The organism is Klebsiella sp. 28, assembly GCF_018223905.1.
In the GTDB taxonomy this organism is placed as follows: Bacteria; Pseudomonadota; Gammaproteobacteria; order Enterobacterales; family Enterobacteriaceae; genus Klebsiella; species Klebsiella pneumoniae.
Genome location: NZ_JAGRQY010000146.1, coordinates 15,589 through 30,998, shown reverse-complemented (window position 1 = coordinate 30,998; position 15,410 = coordinate 15,589). Strand labels below are relative to the sequence as shown.

Genomic DNA, 15,410 nt, shown 5'->3' with positions numbered 1-15,410 from the left:
GATAATGACCGTCCGCCCCTCCCCCCACTGGCGCAGGTTATGCAGGATCTGGTGCTCGGTGCGGCCATCCACCGCCGATAAGGCATCGTCGAGGATCAAAATTTCGGCCTCCAGCAGCAGGGCGCGAGCAATAGAGATGCGCTGTTTCTGGCCGCCAGAGAGCATCACGCCGCGCTCGCCCACTTCGGTCTCGTAGCCCTGAGGCAGACGCAGAATGTCGTCATGCACGCTGGCCAGTTGTGCAACCCGCTCAATCTGCGCCTGCGTCGCGTCCGGTTTTCCCAGCGCGATATTATTGGCGACGGTATCGGAGAATAAAAATGGCGTCTGATTGACCACCGCCAACCGGGCGCGCCAGCTGTCGAGCTGCAGAATCGGCAGCGGCAGATCGTGAAAGCGGATCTCGCCGTGAGTGACGTCAAAATGGCGCTGCAGCAGCGCCAGAATGGTGCTTTTGCCGGCGCCCGTCGGCCCGCAGATGCCCAGCATTTGCCCCGGCTGGAGAGTAAAATTTACCTGCTCCAGCGAAGGTTTGCTCGCCTGCGGATAGATGAAATCACGGATAGCAACCTGCAGGACGCCGCGGCCTGCCGGCACCGCCTCGGTCCCGTCATCCACCGCCGGCGCCTCTTCAAGCATCGTGCGGATACGACCATAGGCCGCGCTACCGCGCTCCACGATGTTAAACATCCACGCCAGCGCCAGCATCGGCCAGATCATCAGGCCAAGATACATCACGAAGCTGGTCAGCTGGCCCAGGGTCAGGCTGCCGTGGATCACCATCCAGCTGCCGCCGCCGATGGCCAGCAGGTTAGCGGCCCCGATGGCGATATAGATGGTGGGGTCGAAGCGGGCGTCAATGCGTGCCACGCGCATGTTTTTCGCGCCGGTATCGGCAGCATCGGCAGCAAACTGCGCCGACTGGCGATCCTCCAGCCCAAACGCCTTAATCATGCGGATGCTGGTCAGGCTCTCCTGCGTGCGATCGTTGAGGCTGGAAAAGGCCGCCTGAGCAACGCGAAAACGTTCGTGAAGCGCATCGCCGTTGCGTTTGATCGCCAGGGCCATCAGCGGCATCGGCAGCAGCGCCAGCAGAGTAAGCTGCCAGCTAATCTGCGTCGACATCACAATCAATACCGCACAGCCCATCACCAGGGAATCCACCAGAGTTAATACTCCTTCGCCAGCGGCAAACACCACCCGGTCCACGTCATTGGTGGCGCGGGCGATAAGATCCCCAGTACGATGGCGCAAATAGAACGCCGGATGCTGGCGGCTCAGTTGCCGGTAAAAATCTTCCCGCAGCTCAACCGCCAACTGGTAAGAAGCGCCGAACAACAGCACGCGCCAGACATAGCGCAGCAGGTAGACCATCACCGCGATCAGCACCAGCGCGCCGATCCACATCCACACCTTCTCCGCGGTGTAATGCTGTTGCGTCACGCCGTCGACCACAATGCCCACCACCTTCGGTGGAATAAGCTGCAGGACGGCAATAATGACCAGCAGGGCAATTGCGCCAAGATAGCGGCGCCACTCCCGGCGGAAGTACCAGCTGAGTTGAGCAAATAATCGCAAGCAATAAAATCCTGATTTTGTAATGGGTTACGGCGCAATACCGTTATTCGACAGGCAAGGCGGTGGTATATTTTATCTGTTCCATGGCAAAACTCGAAGTGACATCCGACAGACCGGGCACACTGTTCACTAAACGTTTATAAAAGTCGTCATAGCGTTTCATATCAGCCACCTGCACCCGTAGCAGGTAGTCATACTCCCCCGCCATCCGCCAGAAGCCGAGCACTTCCGCCATCTGCGTCACTTCGCTCACGAACTGACAGTACCAGTCGCTGCTGTGATGCTGGGTCTTGATCAGGACGAACGCCGTCAGCCCCAGCCCCACCTTTTCCGCGTCCAACAGGGCGACGCGCCCGCGGAGAATGCCCTCGTCTTCGAGCCGTTTCAGGCGTTTCCAGCAGGGCGTGGTGGTCAGATTAACGGCATCGGCCAGCGCCTGCAAAGAGAGGGTGCAATCTTCCTGCAGTAGCGCCAGCAGCTTACGGTCAATTTTATCTAGCATTGGGCATCCTAAGAGAAAATTTTGCTCTCATAATGGTAATCCACAGGTTAAATGGCAACAATTTTTCCTGCGCTTTCCGCTAAGCTAGGCACAAAATGACAAACAGGAAATCACGATGAATAGCGCCTGGGTTAAACATGCCATTAGCGAAATCAACGCTGACTATCAGCGCTCCGCCGACACGCACCTGATCCGTCTGCCGCTGCCCGCTTTTCCGGGCATCCACCTGTATCTGAAAGATGAAAGCACCCACCCCACCGGCAGCCTGAAGCATCGCCTGGCGCGGTCGCTGTTTCTCTATGGCTTGTGCAACGGCTGGATCAAAGAAGGCACGCCAATTATAGAGTCCTCCTCAGGGTCAACCGCCGTTTCGGAGGCCTATTTCGCCCGCCTGCTGGGGCTGCCGTTTATCGCTGTGATGCCCTCCTGCACCGCCAGACGCAAAATCGAACAGATCGAGTTCTACGGCGGACGCTGCCATTTTGTGCAGAGCGCCGGCGAAATCTACGCGGCTTCCGAAACGCTGGCCCGCGAGCTGAACGGCCATTATATGGATCAGTTTACCTTCGCCGAGCGGGCCACCGACTGGCGCGGCAACAACAATATCGCCGACAGTATTTTCCGCCAGATGAGCCATGAGCCGCACCCGCAGCCGTCATGGATCGTCATGAGCGCCGGCACCGGCGGCACCTCAGCGACCATTGGCCGCTATATTCGCAGCCAGGGCTACGAGACGCAGCTGATGGTCGTTGATCCGCAGAATTCGGTGTTCCTCGATTACTGGCAGACCCGCGACGCCAGCCTGCGCAGCCCGGTCGGCAGCAAAATTGAAGGCATAGGACGGCCGCGCGTCGAGCCGTCGTTTATTCCCGACGTTGTCGATGAGATGCTGCGCGTGCCGGATGCGGCGAGCGTAGCCACCGCCCTGTGGCTGGAAACGCAGCTTGGGCGCAAGGTAGGCGCCTCGACCGGCACCAATATGTGGGGCGTATTGCAGCTGGCCGCGCGGATGCGCGAAGAAGGTCGCACCGGCTCGATAGTGACACTCCTGTGCGACAGCGGCGAGCGTTACCTGGAAAGCTATTACAACCCGCAGTGGGTGGCGGACAATATCGGCGATATTGCGCCCTGGCAGGCGGAGATCGCCGGTCTGGTCGAAAGGCGATAAAAAAAGCCAGATAGAAGCCTATCTGGCTTGCTGGAAGGGTCTCTCTATTCGGGGGAATAAGGAAGATCAGGATTATCCAGCCAATGAGTTAAAAAATGGGAGACTGCCTGATTCCGGCAGTCGCCAATTACCGGCAGATGCGGCAGCTCGGCTTTCAGCTGCGGCATCGCGTTGCCCATGATGAACCCCCGCCCAACGCTGCCCAGCATCTCGCGGTCGTTCATCGCATCGCCGAAGGCCATGCACTCCTGCAGGGTGAAGCCTAAATGCTGGCTGAGCACCGCCAGCGCCGCGCCTTTATTGCAGCCAACCGGCAGCACCTCCAGACAGTCCATTGCCGAGAAGCAGAGAAATGCGCGATCGCCCAGCGTCTCATTCAGCTGGATCCGCAGACGGCGCAAATCGTCATGATCGCCGCAGAAACAGATCTTGGTGACATGCTGCGCCGACATACGCTTTAGATCGCACAGTTGATAGTGAAAGCCGCTGAATACATGCGCTTGCAACAATTCAGGCCTTGCCTGGCCGGTAAACCAGCCGCCATCGTTAAAGACGTGCATGCTGGCCTGGGTATCCCATTTGCCGTGCAGCACCGCTTCTGCCGCCTCGGGAGCGAGATCCTGGCGATAAAGCTCCTCCCCTTCCAGCGAATGGATGCGCGTCCCGTTGCCGGTGATCAGAAATGCATCAAGGGAAAATTCGCCAATCACATGGTGCATCTCCAGCACATGGCGGCCGGTGGCGAAGGTCAAGGTGATATCGCGCTCACGCAGCCGTTTCAGCGCGGAAAGCGTCTTTTCTCCAAGACGATGGTCCGGCATCAGCAGGGTGCCGTCCATATCAAATGCCGCCAGTTTTGCCATGGTATATTCCCCGATGTGTGATGGGCTTCGCTTGTGTTGCAGTATCACCTGGGATATACGGAAGTAATAGTGAATAGATATTATTAATTGTTCCGGGTTTACAGCGGCCCGGTGGACGACGACCCCCATGCGACTCTTACACCGTTTAAATCAGTACCAGCGATTGTGGCAACCCTCAGCCGGGGCGCCGCAGCAGGTCACCGTCGGCGAACTGGCGGAGCGCTGTTTTTGCAGCGAGCGCCACGTCCGTACTCTGCTGCGTCAGGCGCAGGAGGCCGGGTGGCTAAGCTGGCAGGCCAGCTCCGGGCGCGGCAAACGCGGACAGCTCTCATTTCACAAAACCCCGGAAAGTCTGCGCAACGAGATGATGGAGCAGGCGCTGAACAACGGTCAGCAACAAACCGCGCTGGAGCTGGCGCAGCTTGCCCCGGTGGAGCTGAAAGCCCTGCTCCATCCCTTCCTCGGCGGTCAGTGGCAAAACAATACCCCCACGCTGCGTATTCCTTACTATCGCCCGCTGGAGCCGCTGCGTCCCGGCTTTCTCCCCGGCCGCGCCGAGCAGCATCTGGCCGGACAAATCTATGCCGGGCTGACGCGCTTCGACGAAGGCGACAATATGCCGATCGGCGATCTGGCGCACCACTGGCAGGTCTCCCCGGACGGCCTGCGCTGGCATTTTTATATCCGCTCCACGCTGTGCTGGCACAATGGCGATACGGTGGAAACCGCGCAGTTGCGACAGCGGTTACTGCTGCTGCTTGAGCTGCCCGCCTTGCGGACCCTCTTCGCCAGCATCAGCCGTATCGATGTCACCCATGCCCAGTGTTTAACAATAACCCTGCATCGCCCTGACTACTGGCTGCCGTTCCGCCTCGCCAGCTACTGCAGCGTGCTGGCGCATCCCGACGATCCGGCCATTGGCTGCGGACCGTTCCGCCTGAAGCGGTTTAGTCCGGAACTCGTCCGCCTGGAAAACCATCCCCGCTACCACCTGCAGCATCCGCTGATCCAGGCGGTGGAGTACTGGATCACTCCTCAGCTCTTTGACCGCGATCTCGGCACCAGCTGCCGCCATCCGGTGCAGATCACCATCGGCGATCGCGAAGAGCTGCATAATCTGCGTCAGGTCAGCAACCGTATCAGCCTTGGCTTCTGCTATTTGACCCTGCGCCACAGCCCTCGGCTTAGCAAAGCGCAGGCCCAGCGGCTGGTGTCGATAATCCATCACTCGTCGCTACTGGATACGCTGCCGCTGGAGGAGGATCTGATTACGCCAAGCCATGAGGTGCTGCCGGGATGGTCCATCCCGCAGGGACCGGCAAACAACGCGGTACCGCTGCCGGCCAGGCTCACCCTGCTCTATCATCTGCCGGTCGAGCTACATGCGATGGCCGAACAGCTGAGGCAACGTCTGGCTCTGCTGGGCTGCGAGCTGACGCTCCTGTTCCACGACGCTAAAAACTGGGAAGGCTGCCAGCATCTGGGGCAGGCCGACCTGATGATGGGCGACCGTCTGATCGGCGAAGCGCCGGAGTACGCCCTGGAACAGTGGCTGCGCTGCGATATGCTGTGGCCTAATTTGCTGACCGGGGCGCAATATGCTCATCTGCAGGCGACATTAGACGCGGTGCAGTCTCAGCCCGACGCTCGCAGCCGCAACGATGCGCTGCGCAACGTATTTAACAGCCTGATGGAAGACGCCATCATGACGCCGCTGTTCAAGTATAACTATCGGATCAGCGCGCCACCGGGGGTCAATGGTCTGCGCCTCAACGCCCGGGGCTGGTTCGACTTCGCCAGCGCCTGGCTGCCGGCCTCGTCGACGTGAGAGAGCTGGTGATGGAGGGCGTCTGGCGCTACCATATCGCCTTTATTCATTTAGTCAGGAATTGCCATGAAACGCGCCGTAGTTGTCTTCAGCGGAGGACAAGATTCAACCACCTGTCTGGTGCAGGCTCTGCAACAGTATGATGAAGTGCATTGCGTCACTTTTGATTATGGCCAACGCCACCGCGCGGAAATCGACGTTGCGCGCGAACTCGCCCTGAAACTGGGCGCCGTCGCGCATAAAGTGCTGGACGTCACTCTGCTCAACGAACTGGCAGTCAGCAGCCTGACCCGCGATAACATTCCGGTACCGGACTATCAGCCTGATGCCGAGGGTATTCCCAACACCTTTGTCCCCGGGCGTAATATTCTGTTTTTAACCCTGACGGCAATCTACGCCTATCAGGTAAAAGCCGAAGCCATCATCACCGGCGTGTGCGAGACCGACTTCTCCGGCTACCCGGACTGCCGCGATGAGTTTGTCAAAGCGCTGCACAACGCCGTCAGCCTGGGGATGGCGAAAGACATTCGCTTTGAGACGCCGCTGATGTGGCTGAATAAGGCCGAGACCTGGGCGCTCGCCGACTACTGGGGTCAGCTGGATCTGGTGCGCCGGGAAACCCTCACCTGCTACAACGGCATTAAGGGCGATGGCTGCGGCCAGTGCGCCGCCTGTAACCTGCGCGCAAACGGACTCAACCAGTATCTGGCGGACAAGGTCAGGGTAATGGCGGTGATGCAGAAAAAAACCGGACTGGCGCAGGCATAATCTCCGGGGATCGATTTACCGGAGCTTTGACTCAAATTCCCCGGTGGCGCGATGCTTACCNNGCTTACCGGGGCTACGGGTTCATCACCTGCCGTGGGCCCGCCACTCGCACGACGGTTGTCAGCGCAGGTTCATCTGGTCAAGTTTCGCACGCAATTCCCCTTCCAGCGGCAGCGCCTTCTGGGTTTTCAAATCGATACAAACGAAGGTAATCAGCGCATCGGCCACTACTTCGCCATTGGGGTTGAGGGTGACCACCTGGCTTAGGGTGCCGCTTTTGCCGTTGAGTTGCTCCAGTTTGCTGCTCACCGTCAGCACATCGCCCAGTACCGCCGGACGACGATAGTTAATATTGATATTCACCACCACGAAGGCGATGTTTTTCTCCATCATCCACTGAAACGCGGGGCTGTTTTCCAGGCCGTCCCAGCGGGCTTCCTCAAGGAACTCCAGGTAGCGAGCGTTGTTCACATGCTGGTAGACGTCCAGATGATAGCCGCGAACTTTAATTTGTGTCTGCATAGCATTAATGCCTTTCTGTTATTGTTGTTTATGAGGTAAGAGGTCACACCACTTGATGCAACCTCTTTATCCTGGCAAAAAATCACCGCTGTGCAAGGTCTGGCATAAAATTTACAGCGTCAGATGGGCTAAATTGCGCTCCACCAACGCGCTCCCCATTCCCGGGACCTGCTTCAGATCATCGAGGGTTTTGAACGGCCCGTACTCTTCGCGGTAGCTGACAATAGCCTGGGCTTTTTTCAATCCTACGCCATTCAACGCCTGCGCCAGCTGTTCGGCGCTGGCGCGGTTAATGCTGACCTTTGTCGCCCCGATGTCAGGCTCGCCGGGCACCGCTTCCGCCTTCGCCGAAGAGGACGCCTGCACATTTTCTTTATTCACCGCCGCTTTGCCGCTGGCGGGGGCCGCCAGCGCCCCCTGTACCCCTACCGCAAAAACCAGAACGCCCGCGGCCATCAGTGCTTTTATTCCATATTTCATGCTGATATCTCCTTGTGTGTAGACAGCAAGGTCACGATAGCGTCAGTGCGGATGGTCGACAAAAGGCAAATCACAGAAATGGAAAGGGCCGCGAAAGCGGCCCTTGAGGATTACATCGTGTTGCCCATTTTTGCGAGACGACGCGAAATTACTGCTGCTGGTCGATGCTGTCGCCGAGCTTAATTTTCGCCGCCTTGCGCAGGTTGCTCATCAGCGCTTCGAAAGCGATTTGGGCATTGTTCTGGGTGATCCCCTGAACCATGGCCTTCTTCTGCTCTTCCGGCATGCTGCCGGCTTTCACCTCATCCAGCGCTACCAGCACCACATCGCCTTGCATATTGCTGCCCACGCCGTAGACCGGTTTACCCTGCTGCGGCAGCGGCAGGGTAAATGCCAGCTGGCTCAGCGGATCCTGGCCGGTACGAGAAAGCGTCTGCGGCGCGCCAAAGCTCAGGCCAGCCGCCTTCATCGCTTCATCGCCTTTGCCGTCTTTCAGCGCCGCCAGCAGCTTGTCGGCCTCCAGTTTCGCCTGCTGTTCCGCTTTATTGTGCTTAACGATATCGCTAACCTGTGCCTTCACTTCGGCAAGCGGCTTCACCGCCTCGGCTTTGTGTTCGCTAATGCGCAGCACAAAAGCGCGATCGCCGTCAACGGTAATGATATCGGAGTTGCTGCCCGGCGCGCCGTTCTCACCCACCAGACCGCCGTTGAAAATAGCGTCAGCGACCGGTTTAAAGTTCAGCTCCTCCGGCAGGTTATCGCGGCCAAACCAGCCGGTTTCTACGACCTTCAGCCCGGCGACCTGCGCTGCGCTCGCCAGCGATTCATTATCGTTGCTGGCCGCATCGCTCACCTTCTGCTGCAGCGCGTAGTAAGCATCCAACGCTTTTTCCTGCTTCACTTTCGCCGCAATGTCATTACGCACGTCAGCCAGCGGCTTCACCTGCGCCGGCTGGACGTCGTCCAGACGGGCCACCAGGAAGCCAACCGAGGATTTGATCACGCCAGACAGCTGGCCTTTCTCTTTCAGCCCGGCATCTTTGAGCTCAGGCACGGTAGAGGCATCTTCCATCCACCCCATATCGCCACCGTTGCGGGCAGAGATAATATCGGTCGATTTTTCTTTCGCCAGCGTGGCGAAGTCCGCTCCTTTTTGCAGCTCGGCCAGTACCGCTTTCGCATCGGCTTCAGTTTTGGTCTGAATCACGCTGTAGCGGTTGCGCTGCGGCTGAGTGAACTGATCCTTGTGCTGGTCGTACCATGACTGAATCTCGTCGTCAGAGGCGCTCTCCTGCATGCTGGCGGCATCCATTTTGATGTAGCTGACGCGGAACTGCTCCGGCGCCATAAAACGGGCCTGATTCTGCTGCCAGAAGGCGTTGATTTCCTCATCGCTGGCGGTCTGTTTTGCCGCCAGGGCATTTACGTTGATGGTCGCTTCGCGGACCACCCGCTGTTGAGATACCAGCGCCGCCAGCTGATCGGACTCGCCCGGCAGCATGAAGTCGGTACCCGCAATGGCGTTAATCAGCTGCTGCGTGGTCAGCTGGTTACGCAGCGCCTGGGCGTACTGATCGGTGGTCATCCCCATCTGGGCGACAATACCGCTGAAACGCTGGTTGTCGAACTTACCGTTCGTCTGGAACGCCTGGGTCTGGAAGATCGCCTGCTTCACCTGCTCATCGCTGATGCTGAGGCCCAGCTCGCGGGCATACTGATCCAGAAGCGACTCATCGATCAGGCGGTTCAGCACCTGCTGGCGCATGGTTTTCATGTAGTTTTCGTTCGCCGCCAGCTCGGAGAATTGATCGCCAAGCTGCTGCTGCATACGGTTACGTTCGCTGGCGACGGCGTTTTCAAACTGCCCACGGCCAATCTCCTGGCCATTCACTTTTGCGGCATAGTTTTTGCCACCGCCAATCAGGTAACCACTCACCCCGGTCAAAATGAACGAGACGATAATGATACCGAAAATAATCTTGAGCACGACGCTGTTGGCGGCCGTGCGTAGGTTGTCCATCATGGTGTAACAACGCTCCGCTGTAGATGACTTTAGCTCGCGCAGCATAGCACGTGATGGCCGCCGCGCGTGAGGACGTATTTTGACAAGAAAACAGGGTGATTGTCAGCCCACAAGTGGCGATAAACACACATAAAGTGGTCTGAAAAGGCAATAAAAAAGGCACATCTCACGATGCGCCCTTGTACTTCGTCACATTCCCTGACGGGAAAGCCGATCAGTTCACCGCGTCTTTCAGCGCTTTACCAGCACGGAAGCCCGGCACTTTTGCGGCAGCGATAGTAATTTCTTTACCTGTTTGCGGGTTGCGACCAGTACGGGCGGCACGTTCTTTAACAGCAAAGGTACCAAAACCTACCAGCGCAACGTCATCCCCAGCCTGCAGAGATTCAGTAACAGAAGCGATTAAAGCATCTAACGCACGTCCAGCTGCAGCTTTAGAAATGTCCGCACCCGCAGCAATTTTGTCAATCAGTTGAGATTTATTCACTGTTCTCTTCCTCTCTTTATAATTTATATCGCACCTGAGTCCTTCATAGTGCGACCGCGCAGCAGTTATATCAGGACTGTCATGCCCTTACAACAGCAGTTGTCGATGACCCCCCTGCCAGCGATCTAAGTTAGCTACACAAAAAAAGGCTGGCAAGTCCGAAATGACTTACCAGCCCTATTTTTATTAGCGCAATTTGCGCAGAATCACTATTTCGCGGTCACAACCTGCATGCCGAACGGTTCGTTCTGCAGCGCAAGTGTCAGAACTTCCTCGATTCGTTTCACCGGATGGATATCCAAATCGGCGATAACGTTATCCGGAATTTCTTCAAGGTCGCGTTTGTTCTCATCAGGAATCAGAACAGTCTTAATGCCGCCGCGATGCGCCGCCAGCAGTTTTTCCTTCAGACCGCCGATCGGCAGCACCTGACCACGCAGAGTGATTTCACCGGTCATCGCCACATCAGCGCGTACCGGGTTACCGGTCAGGCAGGAGACCAGCGCCGTGCACATGGCAATACCCGCGCTCGGACCATCCTTAGGCGTCGCCCCTTCCGGCACGTGCACGTGAATGTCACGCTTCTCGTAGAAGTCGGCGTTAATGCCCAGCTTGTCAGCCCGCGAACGTACCACCGTCAGCGCAGCCTGAATCGACTCCTGCATCACCTCGCCCAGCGAGCCGGTGTAGGTCAGCTTGCCTTTGCCCGGCACGCAGGCGGTTTCGATGGTCAGCAGATCGCCGCCCACTTCCGTCCACGCCAGACCGGTCACCTGACCGACGCGGTTCTCACTATCGGCGCGGCCATAGTCGAAGCGCTGTACGCCGAGATAATCATGCAGATTCTCACCGTTAATTTCGATGTGTTTCAGCGATTTATCCAGCAGCAGTTGCTTAACGGCCTTGCGGCACAGCTTGGAGATTTCACGCTCCAGGCTACGTACCCCCGCTTCCCGCGTGTAGTAACGAATAATGCCGATAATGGCGCTATCGTCGACGGTCAGCTCGCCTTTCTTCAGCGCATTACGTTCGATCTGCTTCGGCAGCAGATGACGTTTGGCGATGTTCAGTTTTTCATCTTCGGTATAGCCGGAGAGACGAATCACTTCCATACGGTCCAGCAGAGGCGCCGGAATGTTCATGGAGTTGGAAGTCGCCACGAACATCACGTCGCTGAGATCGTAATCCACTTCCAGGTAGTGGTCGTTAAAGGCCACGTTCTGTTCCGGATCCAGCACCTCAAGCAACGCGGAAGCCGGGTCGCCGCGCATGTCGGAAGACATTTTGTCGATCTCGTCCAACAGGAACAGCGGGTTTTTGACCCCCACTTTCGCCATTTTCTGGATCAGTTTGCCCGGCATCGAGCCAATGTAGGTCCGACGATGACCGCGGATTTCCGCTTCATCGCGCACGCCGCCAAGCGCCATACGAACGTATTTCCGTCCGGTCGCTTTGGCGATGGATTGACCCAGAGAGGTTTTACCTACCCCCGGCGGTCCCACCAGACAAAGGATTGGCCCCTTGATTTTGTTCACCCGGCTCTGCACCGCGAGATATTCAAGGATGCGATCCTTCACGCGCTCCAGGCCATAGTGATCGGTATCGAGGATCTCCTGGGCCTGACGCAGGTCTTTTTTGACCTTACTGCGCGCATTCCACGGCACCTGCACCATCCAGTCGATGTAGCCACGCACGACGGTCGCTTCCGCTGACATCGGCGACATCATCTTCAGCTTCTGCAGTTCCGCTTCGGTTTTTTCTTTCGCCTCTTTCGGCATTTTCGCCGCGTCGATCTTACGCTTCAGCGCTTCGTTTTCGTCCGGGGCGTCGTCCATCTCGCCGAGTTCTTTCTGAATCGCTTTCATTTGCTCGTTCAGATAGTACTCGCGCTGAGATTTCTCCATCTGCTTTTTGACGCGGTTGCGAATGCGCTTCTCAACCTGCAGCAGATCGATTTCCGATTCCATCATCGCCATCAGATATTCCAGACGTTCGTTAACGTCGGACATCTCAAGCACAGACTGCTTGTCAGCCAGCTTCAGCGGCATGTGCGCCGCGATGGTATCCGCCAGGCGCGCCGGATCGTCGATGCTGTTCAGCGACGTCAGCACTTCCGGTGGGATCTTCTTGTTCAGCTTGATATAGCCTTCAAACTGGCTGATAGCGGTGCGAACCAGCACTTCCTGCTCGCGTTCGTCAATCGCCGGCGAGTCGAGATACTCCGCTTTCGCCGAGAAATGCTCGCCATTATCAGACAGCGCAGAAATGCGAGCACGCTGCAGCCCTTCGACCAGCACCTTCACGGTGCCGTCCGGCAGCTTCAGCATCTGCAAAATAGACGCCACGGTTCCAACGGTGAAAAGATCGTTTACACCCGGCTCATCCGTCGACGCTTCTTTCTGCGCAACCAGCATGATTTTTTTATCATGGTCCATGGCCGCTTCGAGGCAACGGATAGATTTTTCCCGCCCTACGAACAGGGGTATGACCATGTGCGGATAAACCACCACATCGCGCAATGGCAATACGGGGATTTCAATGCGTTCAGAACGCTCAGGATTCATAGAGCTCTCTCTTAGTTTAAAGTCCGCCAGGTAGCCGACGACGCCACACTCCACTGCATCGTCGTTAATATGTAATCCAGTATATGGGGATGTATTCCACACATTCAACGGCGGGAATGCAGGAAAAATAAAAGGGGAGATAAAATCCCCCCTTTTTGTTAACTGCTTGAGTGAAATGGTTAATTATTCACCAGATGCCTGCTGAGCTTCCGGTTTGCCGTAGATCAGCAGCGGTTTGCTCTGACCGGCGATAACCGACTCATCAATGACCACTTTTTCGACATCTTCCATCGAAGGCAGGTCATACATGGTATCCAGCAGCGCCGCTTCCACAATTGAGCGCAGGCCACGGGCGCCGGTTTTACGCGCCATCGCTTTCTTGGCGATAGCGTCCAGCGCTTCGTCGCGGAATTCGAGCTCTGCGCCTTCAAGGCTAAACAGCGCCTGATACTGCTTGGTCAGGGCGTTTTTCGGCTCTTTCAGGATCTGGATCAGGGCTTCTTCGCTCAGCTCGTTCAGGGTCGCCACTACCGGCAGACGGCCGATGAACTCCGGGATCAGACCAAACTTGATCAGATCTTCCGGCTCGACCTGAGCCAGCAGTTCCCCTTCGCTCGCTTTGTCGGACTTCGCTTTTACCGTCGCGCCAAAACCAATGCCGGAGCCGGTTTCCACACGGTGGGAAATCACTTTGTCCAGGCCAGCGAACGCGCCGCCGCAGATAAACAGGATCTTGGAGGTATCAACCTGCAGGAACTCCTGCTGCGGATGTTTACGCCCGCCCTGCGGCGGAACGGCGGCAACGGTCCCTTCGATAAGCTTCAGCAGCGCCTGCTGCACGCCTTCGCCTGAGACGTCGCGCGTAATCGACGGGTTATCGGATTTACGCGAAATTTTGTCGATTTCGTCGATATAAACGATGCCGCGCTGCGCTTTCTGCACGTCGTAATCACACTTCTGCAGCAGTTTCTGAATGATATTTTCGACGTCCTCACCCACATAACCGGCTTCGGTCAGGGTGGTGGCGTCTGCCATGGTAAACGGCACATCCAGCAGGCGCGCCAGCGTTTCCGCCAGCAGCGTTTTACCGGAACCGGTCGGCCCGATCAGCAGGATGTTGCTTTTACCCAGCTCTACGCCATTGCTGGTATCGCCATTGCGCAGACGCTTGTAGTGGTTGTATACCGCGACCGCCAACACCTTCTTCGCCTGTTCCTGACCGATGACGTAGTCATCAAGGTGGTGGCGAATCTCGTGCGGCGTCGGCAGCGCGCTGCGCTCGCGGTGCGGCGCCACTTCTTTAATCTCTTCGCGAATGATGTCGTTACATAAATCAACGCATTCGTCGCAGATATACACGGATGGCCCGGCGATCAGCTTACGCACTTCATGCTGGCTTTTGCCGCAAAAAGAGCAATACAACAATTTGCCCGATCCATCTTTGCGTTTATCTGTCATGAGTCCAAACCTCTTTTTAAGTTCTTTGTGCCGCACACGACGACGCAAATGCCATTCTCAGGCGCAAGCCGCCATATAGCGTTGTGCCGCCCTTCATTAGTATATACACAAAATCCTTCGCGCTACATCGAGCCGGTAGCGAAGCCACCGGCCGCAAGCCTGCCAGACAAGCGGCCGAATAAAAGCCAACCGCTCGCACAGACGTGGCGAGAAGGATGAAGCGTAAAGCGGCACCCTTGCGCCTTGGGCATCAATTACGATGGGTCAAAATAGAGTCGACCAGCCCGTACTCCACGGCTTCCGCAGCAGACAGGAAGCGGTCACGCTCGGTGTCACGCTCAATCTGCTCAAGAGACTGGCCGGTATGATGCGCCATCAGCTCATTCATGCGTCCTTTCACCTTCAGGATTTCACGGGCGTGGATCTCAATATCCGTCGCCTGTCCCTGATAGCCGCCCAGCGGCTGGTGGATCATCACGCGGGAGTTCGGCAGGCAGAAGCGCTTGCCTTTCGCCCCGGCGGTCAGCAGGAACGCGCCCATAGAAGCGGCCTGCCCCATACAGATGGTGCTGACATCCGGCTTGATGAACTGCATGGTGTCATAAATCGACATCCCGGCGGTGATTACCCCGCCCGGAGAGTTAATGTACAGGTAAATGTCTTTTTCCGGGTTTTCCGCTTCCAGAAACAGCATCTGCGCCACGATCAGGTTTGCCATGTGGTCTTCGACCTGGCCGGTCAGAAAAATGACGCGTTCCTTAAGCAGACGGGAGTAGATATCAAAAGAACGTTCACCGCGTGAGGTCTGTTCAATGACCATCGGCACCAGGGCCATATGGGGTGCAAAGTTGTCTCGTTCGCCACTGTATGACATTTCCGTCTCCTGGAGTAATTTTAAAATACCTGCTGCACTGATTGTAACCTTACGGACGGATTATCAGCCACAGTTTCTATCCGCTGAATGCGTCACCGCCTCTTCAATACGCGTGCGATTGCGGATGCAGTTGCCTCCCCCGGTAATGGGGATGGTGTTGCCATATTTCAAGCATAACAAGCTTTTGCTGTAACGCTATCATGGTTAATGCGTTTTCGCACCGTGCCTGTGGCTATCATTATCTTAAAAAAAAACCCGCCGCCTTTCGGCAACGGGTTTTTGCTCGAACCTTAAA

At 57.0% G+C, this 15,410-nt stretch carries 13 protein-coding genes; 3 read left to right on the top strand and 10 right to left on the bottom strand.

The window, feature by feature from the left end:
* Positions 1 to 1,578 (bottom strand): SmdA family multidrug ABC transporter permease/ATP-binding protein (locus KHQ28_RS22535; protein ID WP_211777686.1); only part of this gene is annotated, 1,578 nt, incomplete at its 3' end.
* 43 nt (positions 1,579 to 1,621) lie between these two features.
* Positions 1,622 to 2,080 (bottom strand): Lrp/AsnC family transcriptional regulator, encoded by a 459-nt coding sequence (locus KHQ28_RS22530; protein WP_002891873.1) that lies wholly within the window; start codon positions 2,078 to 2,080, stop codon positions 1,622 to 1,624.
* A 115-nt stretch (positions 2,081 to 2,195) separates the two neighbouring features.
* Here KHQ28_RS22530 and KHQ28_RS22525 point away from each other — a divergent pair, with 115 nt between their 5' ends.
* Positions 2,196 to 3,248: a PLP-dependent cysteine synthase family protein gene (locus tag KHQ28_RS22525; RefSeq protein WP_009307943.1), complete on the top strand. Its 1,053-nt coding sequence runs from the start codon at positions 2,196 to 2,198 to the stop codon at positions 3,246 to 3,248.
* Positions 3,249 to 3,292: 44 nt separating this feature from the next.
* Here the strand turns inward: KHQ28_RS22525 and cof are convergent, their stop codons facing one another.
* Entirely contained in the window at positions 3,293 to 4,111 is an 819-nt protein-coding gene (gene cof / locus KHQ28_RS22520; protein WP_004151335.1) for an HMP-PP phosphatase, read from the bottom strand.
* Between the two features lie 127 nt (positions 4,112 to 4,238).
* Here cof and KHQ28_RS22515 point away from each other — a divergent pair, with 127 nt between their 5' ends.
* Together KHQ28_RS22515 and queC are read left to right on the top strand one after the other, a co-directional pair.
* Positions 4,239 to 5,939 carry an SgrR family transcriptional regulator gene (locus tag KHQ28_RS22515; RefSeq protein WP_004177251.1) on the top strand — a complete coding sequence of 567 codons (1,701 nt, stop codon included), beginning with the start codon at positions 4,239 to 4,241 and terminating at the stop codon, positions 5,937 to 5,939.
* 66 nt (positions 5,940 to 6,005) lie between these two features.
* Positions 6,006 to 6,707, top strand: a complete 702-nt coding sequence (queC, locus tag KHQ28_RS22510; RefSeq protein ID WP_032419344.1) for a 7-cyano-7-deazaguanine synthase QueC — start codon at positions 6,006 to 6,008, stop codon at positions 6,705 to 6,707.
* Positions 6,708 to 6,827: 120 nt separating this feature from the next.
* On the opposite strand, the gene KHQ28_RS22505 is transcribed toward queC, so the two are convergent.
* The 7 genes from KHQ28_RS22505 to clpP all read right to left on the bottom strand — a co-directional run bounded on the left by KHQ28_RS22505 (position 6,828) and on the right by clpP (position 15,115).
* Positions 6,828 to 7,229, bottom strand: coding sequence for a YbgC/FadM family acyl-CoA thioesterase (locus KHQ28_RS22505; RefSeq protein ID WP_002891860.1), 402 nt, complete (start codon positions 7,227 to 7,229; stop codon positions 6,828 to 6,830).
* Positions 7,230 to 7,340: 111 nt separating this feature from the next.
* Positions 7,341 to 7,709 carry a helix-hairpin-helix domain-containing protein gene (locus KHQ28_RS22500; RefSeq protein WP_020325191.1) on the bottom strand — a complete coding sequence of 123 codons (369 nt, stop codon included), beginning with the start codon at positions 7,707 to 7,709 and terminating at the stop codon, positions 7,341 to 7,343.
* 148 nt (positions 7,710 to 7,857) lie between these two features.
* Positions 7,858 to 9,732: a peptidylprolyl isomerase gene (gene ppiD / locus KHQ28_RS22495; RefSeq protein WP_023282235.1), complete on the bottom strand. Its 1,875-nt coding sequence runs from the start codon at positions 9,730 to 9,732 to the stop codon at positions 7,858 to 7,860.
* Between the two features lie 214 nt (positions 9,733 to 9,946).
* Positions 9,947 to 10,219, bottom strand: a complete 273-nt coding sequence (gene hupB / locus KHQ28_RS22490) for a nucleoid-associated protein HU-beta (RefSeq protein ID WP_002444653.1) — start codon at positions 10,217 to 10,219, stop codon at positions 9,947 to 9,949.
* A gap of 209 nt (positions 10,220 to 10,428) precedes the next feature.
* Entirely contained in the window at positions 10,429 to 12,783 is a 2,355-nt protein-coding gene (gene lon / locus KHQ28_RS22485; protein ID WP_004151336.1) for an endopeptidase La, read from the bottom strand.
* A gap of 183 nt (positions 12,784 to 12,966) precedes the next feature.
* Positions 12,967 to 14,241, bottom strand: a complete 1,275-nt coding sequence (clpX, locus tag KHQ28_RS22480; protein ID WP_002891807.1) for an ATP-dependent protease ATP-binding subunit ClpX — start codon at positions 14,239 to 14,241, stop codon at positions 12,967 to 12,969.
* A gap of 250 nt (positions 14,242 to 14,491) precedes the next feature.
* Positions 14,492 to 15,115, bottom strand: a complete 624-nt coding sequence (gene clpP / locus KHQ28_RS22475; protein WP_002891804.1) for an ATP-dependent Clp endopeptidase proteolytic subunit ClpP — start codon at positions 15,113 to 15,115, stop codon at positions 14,492 to 14,494.
* Between the last annotated feature and the right edge of the window lie 295 nt (positions 15,116 to 15,410).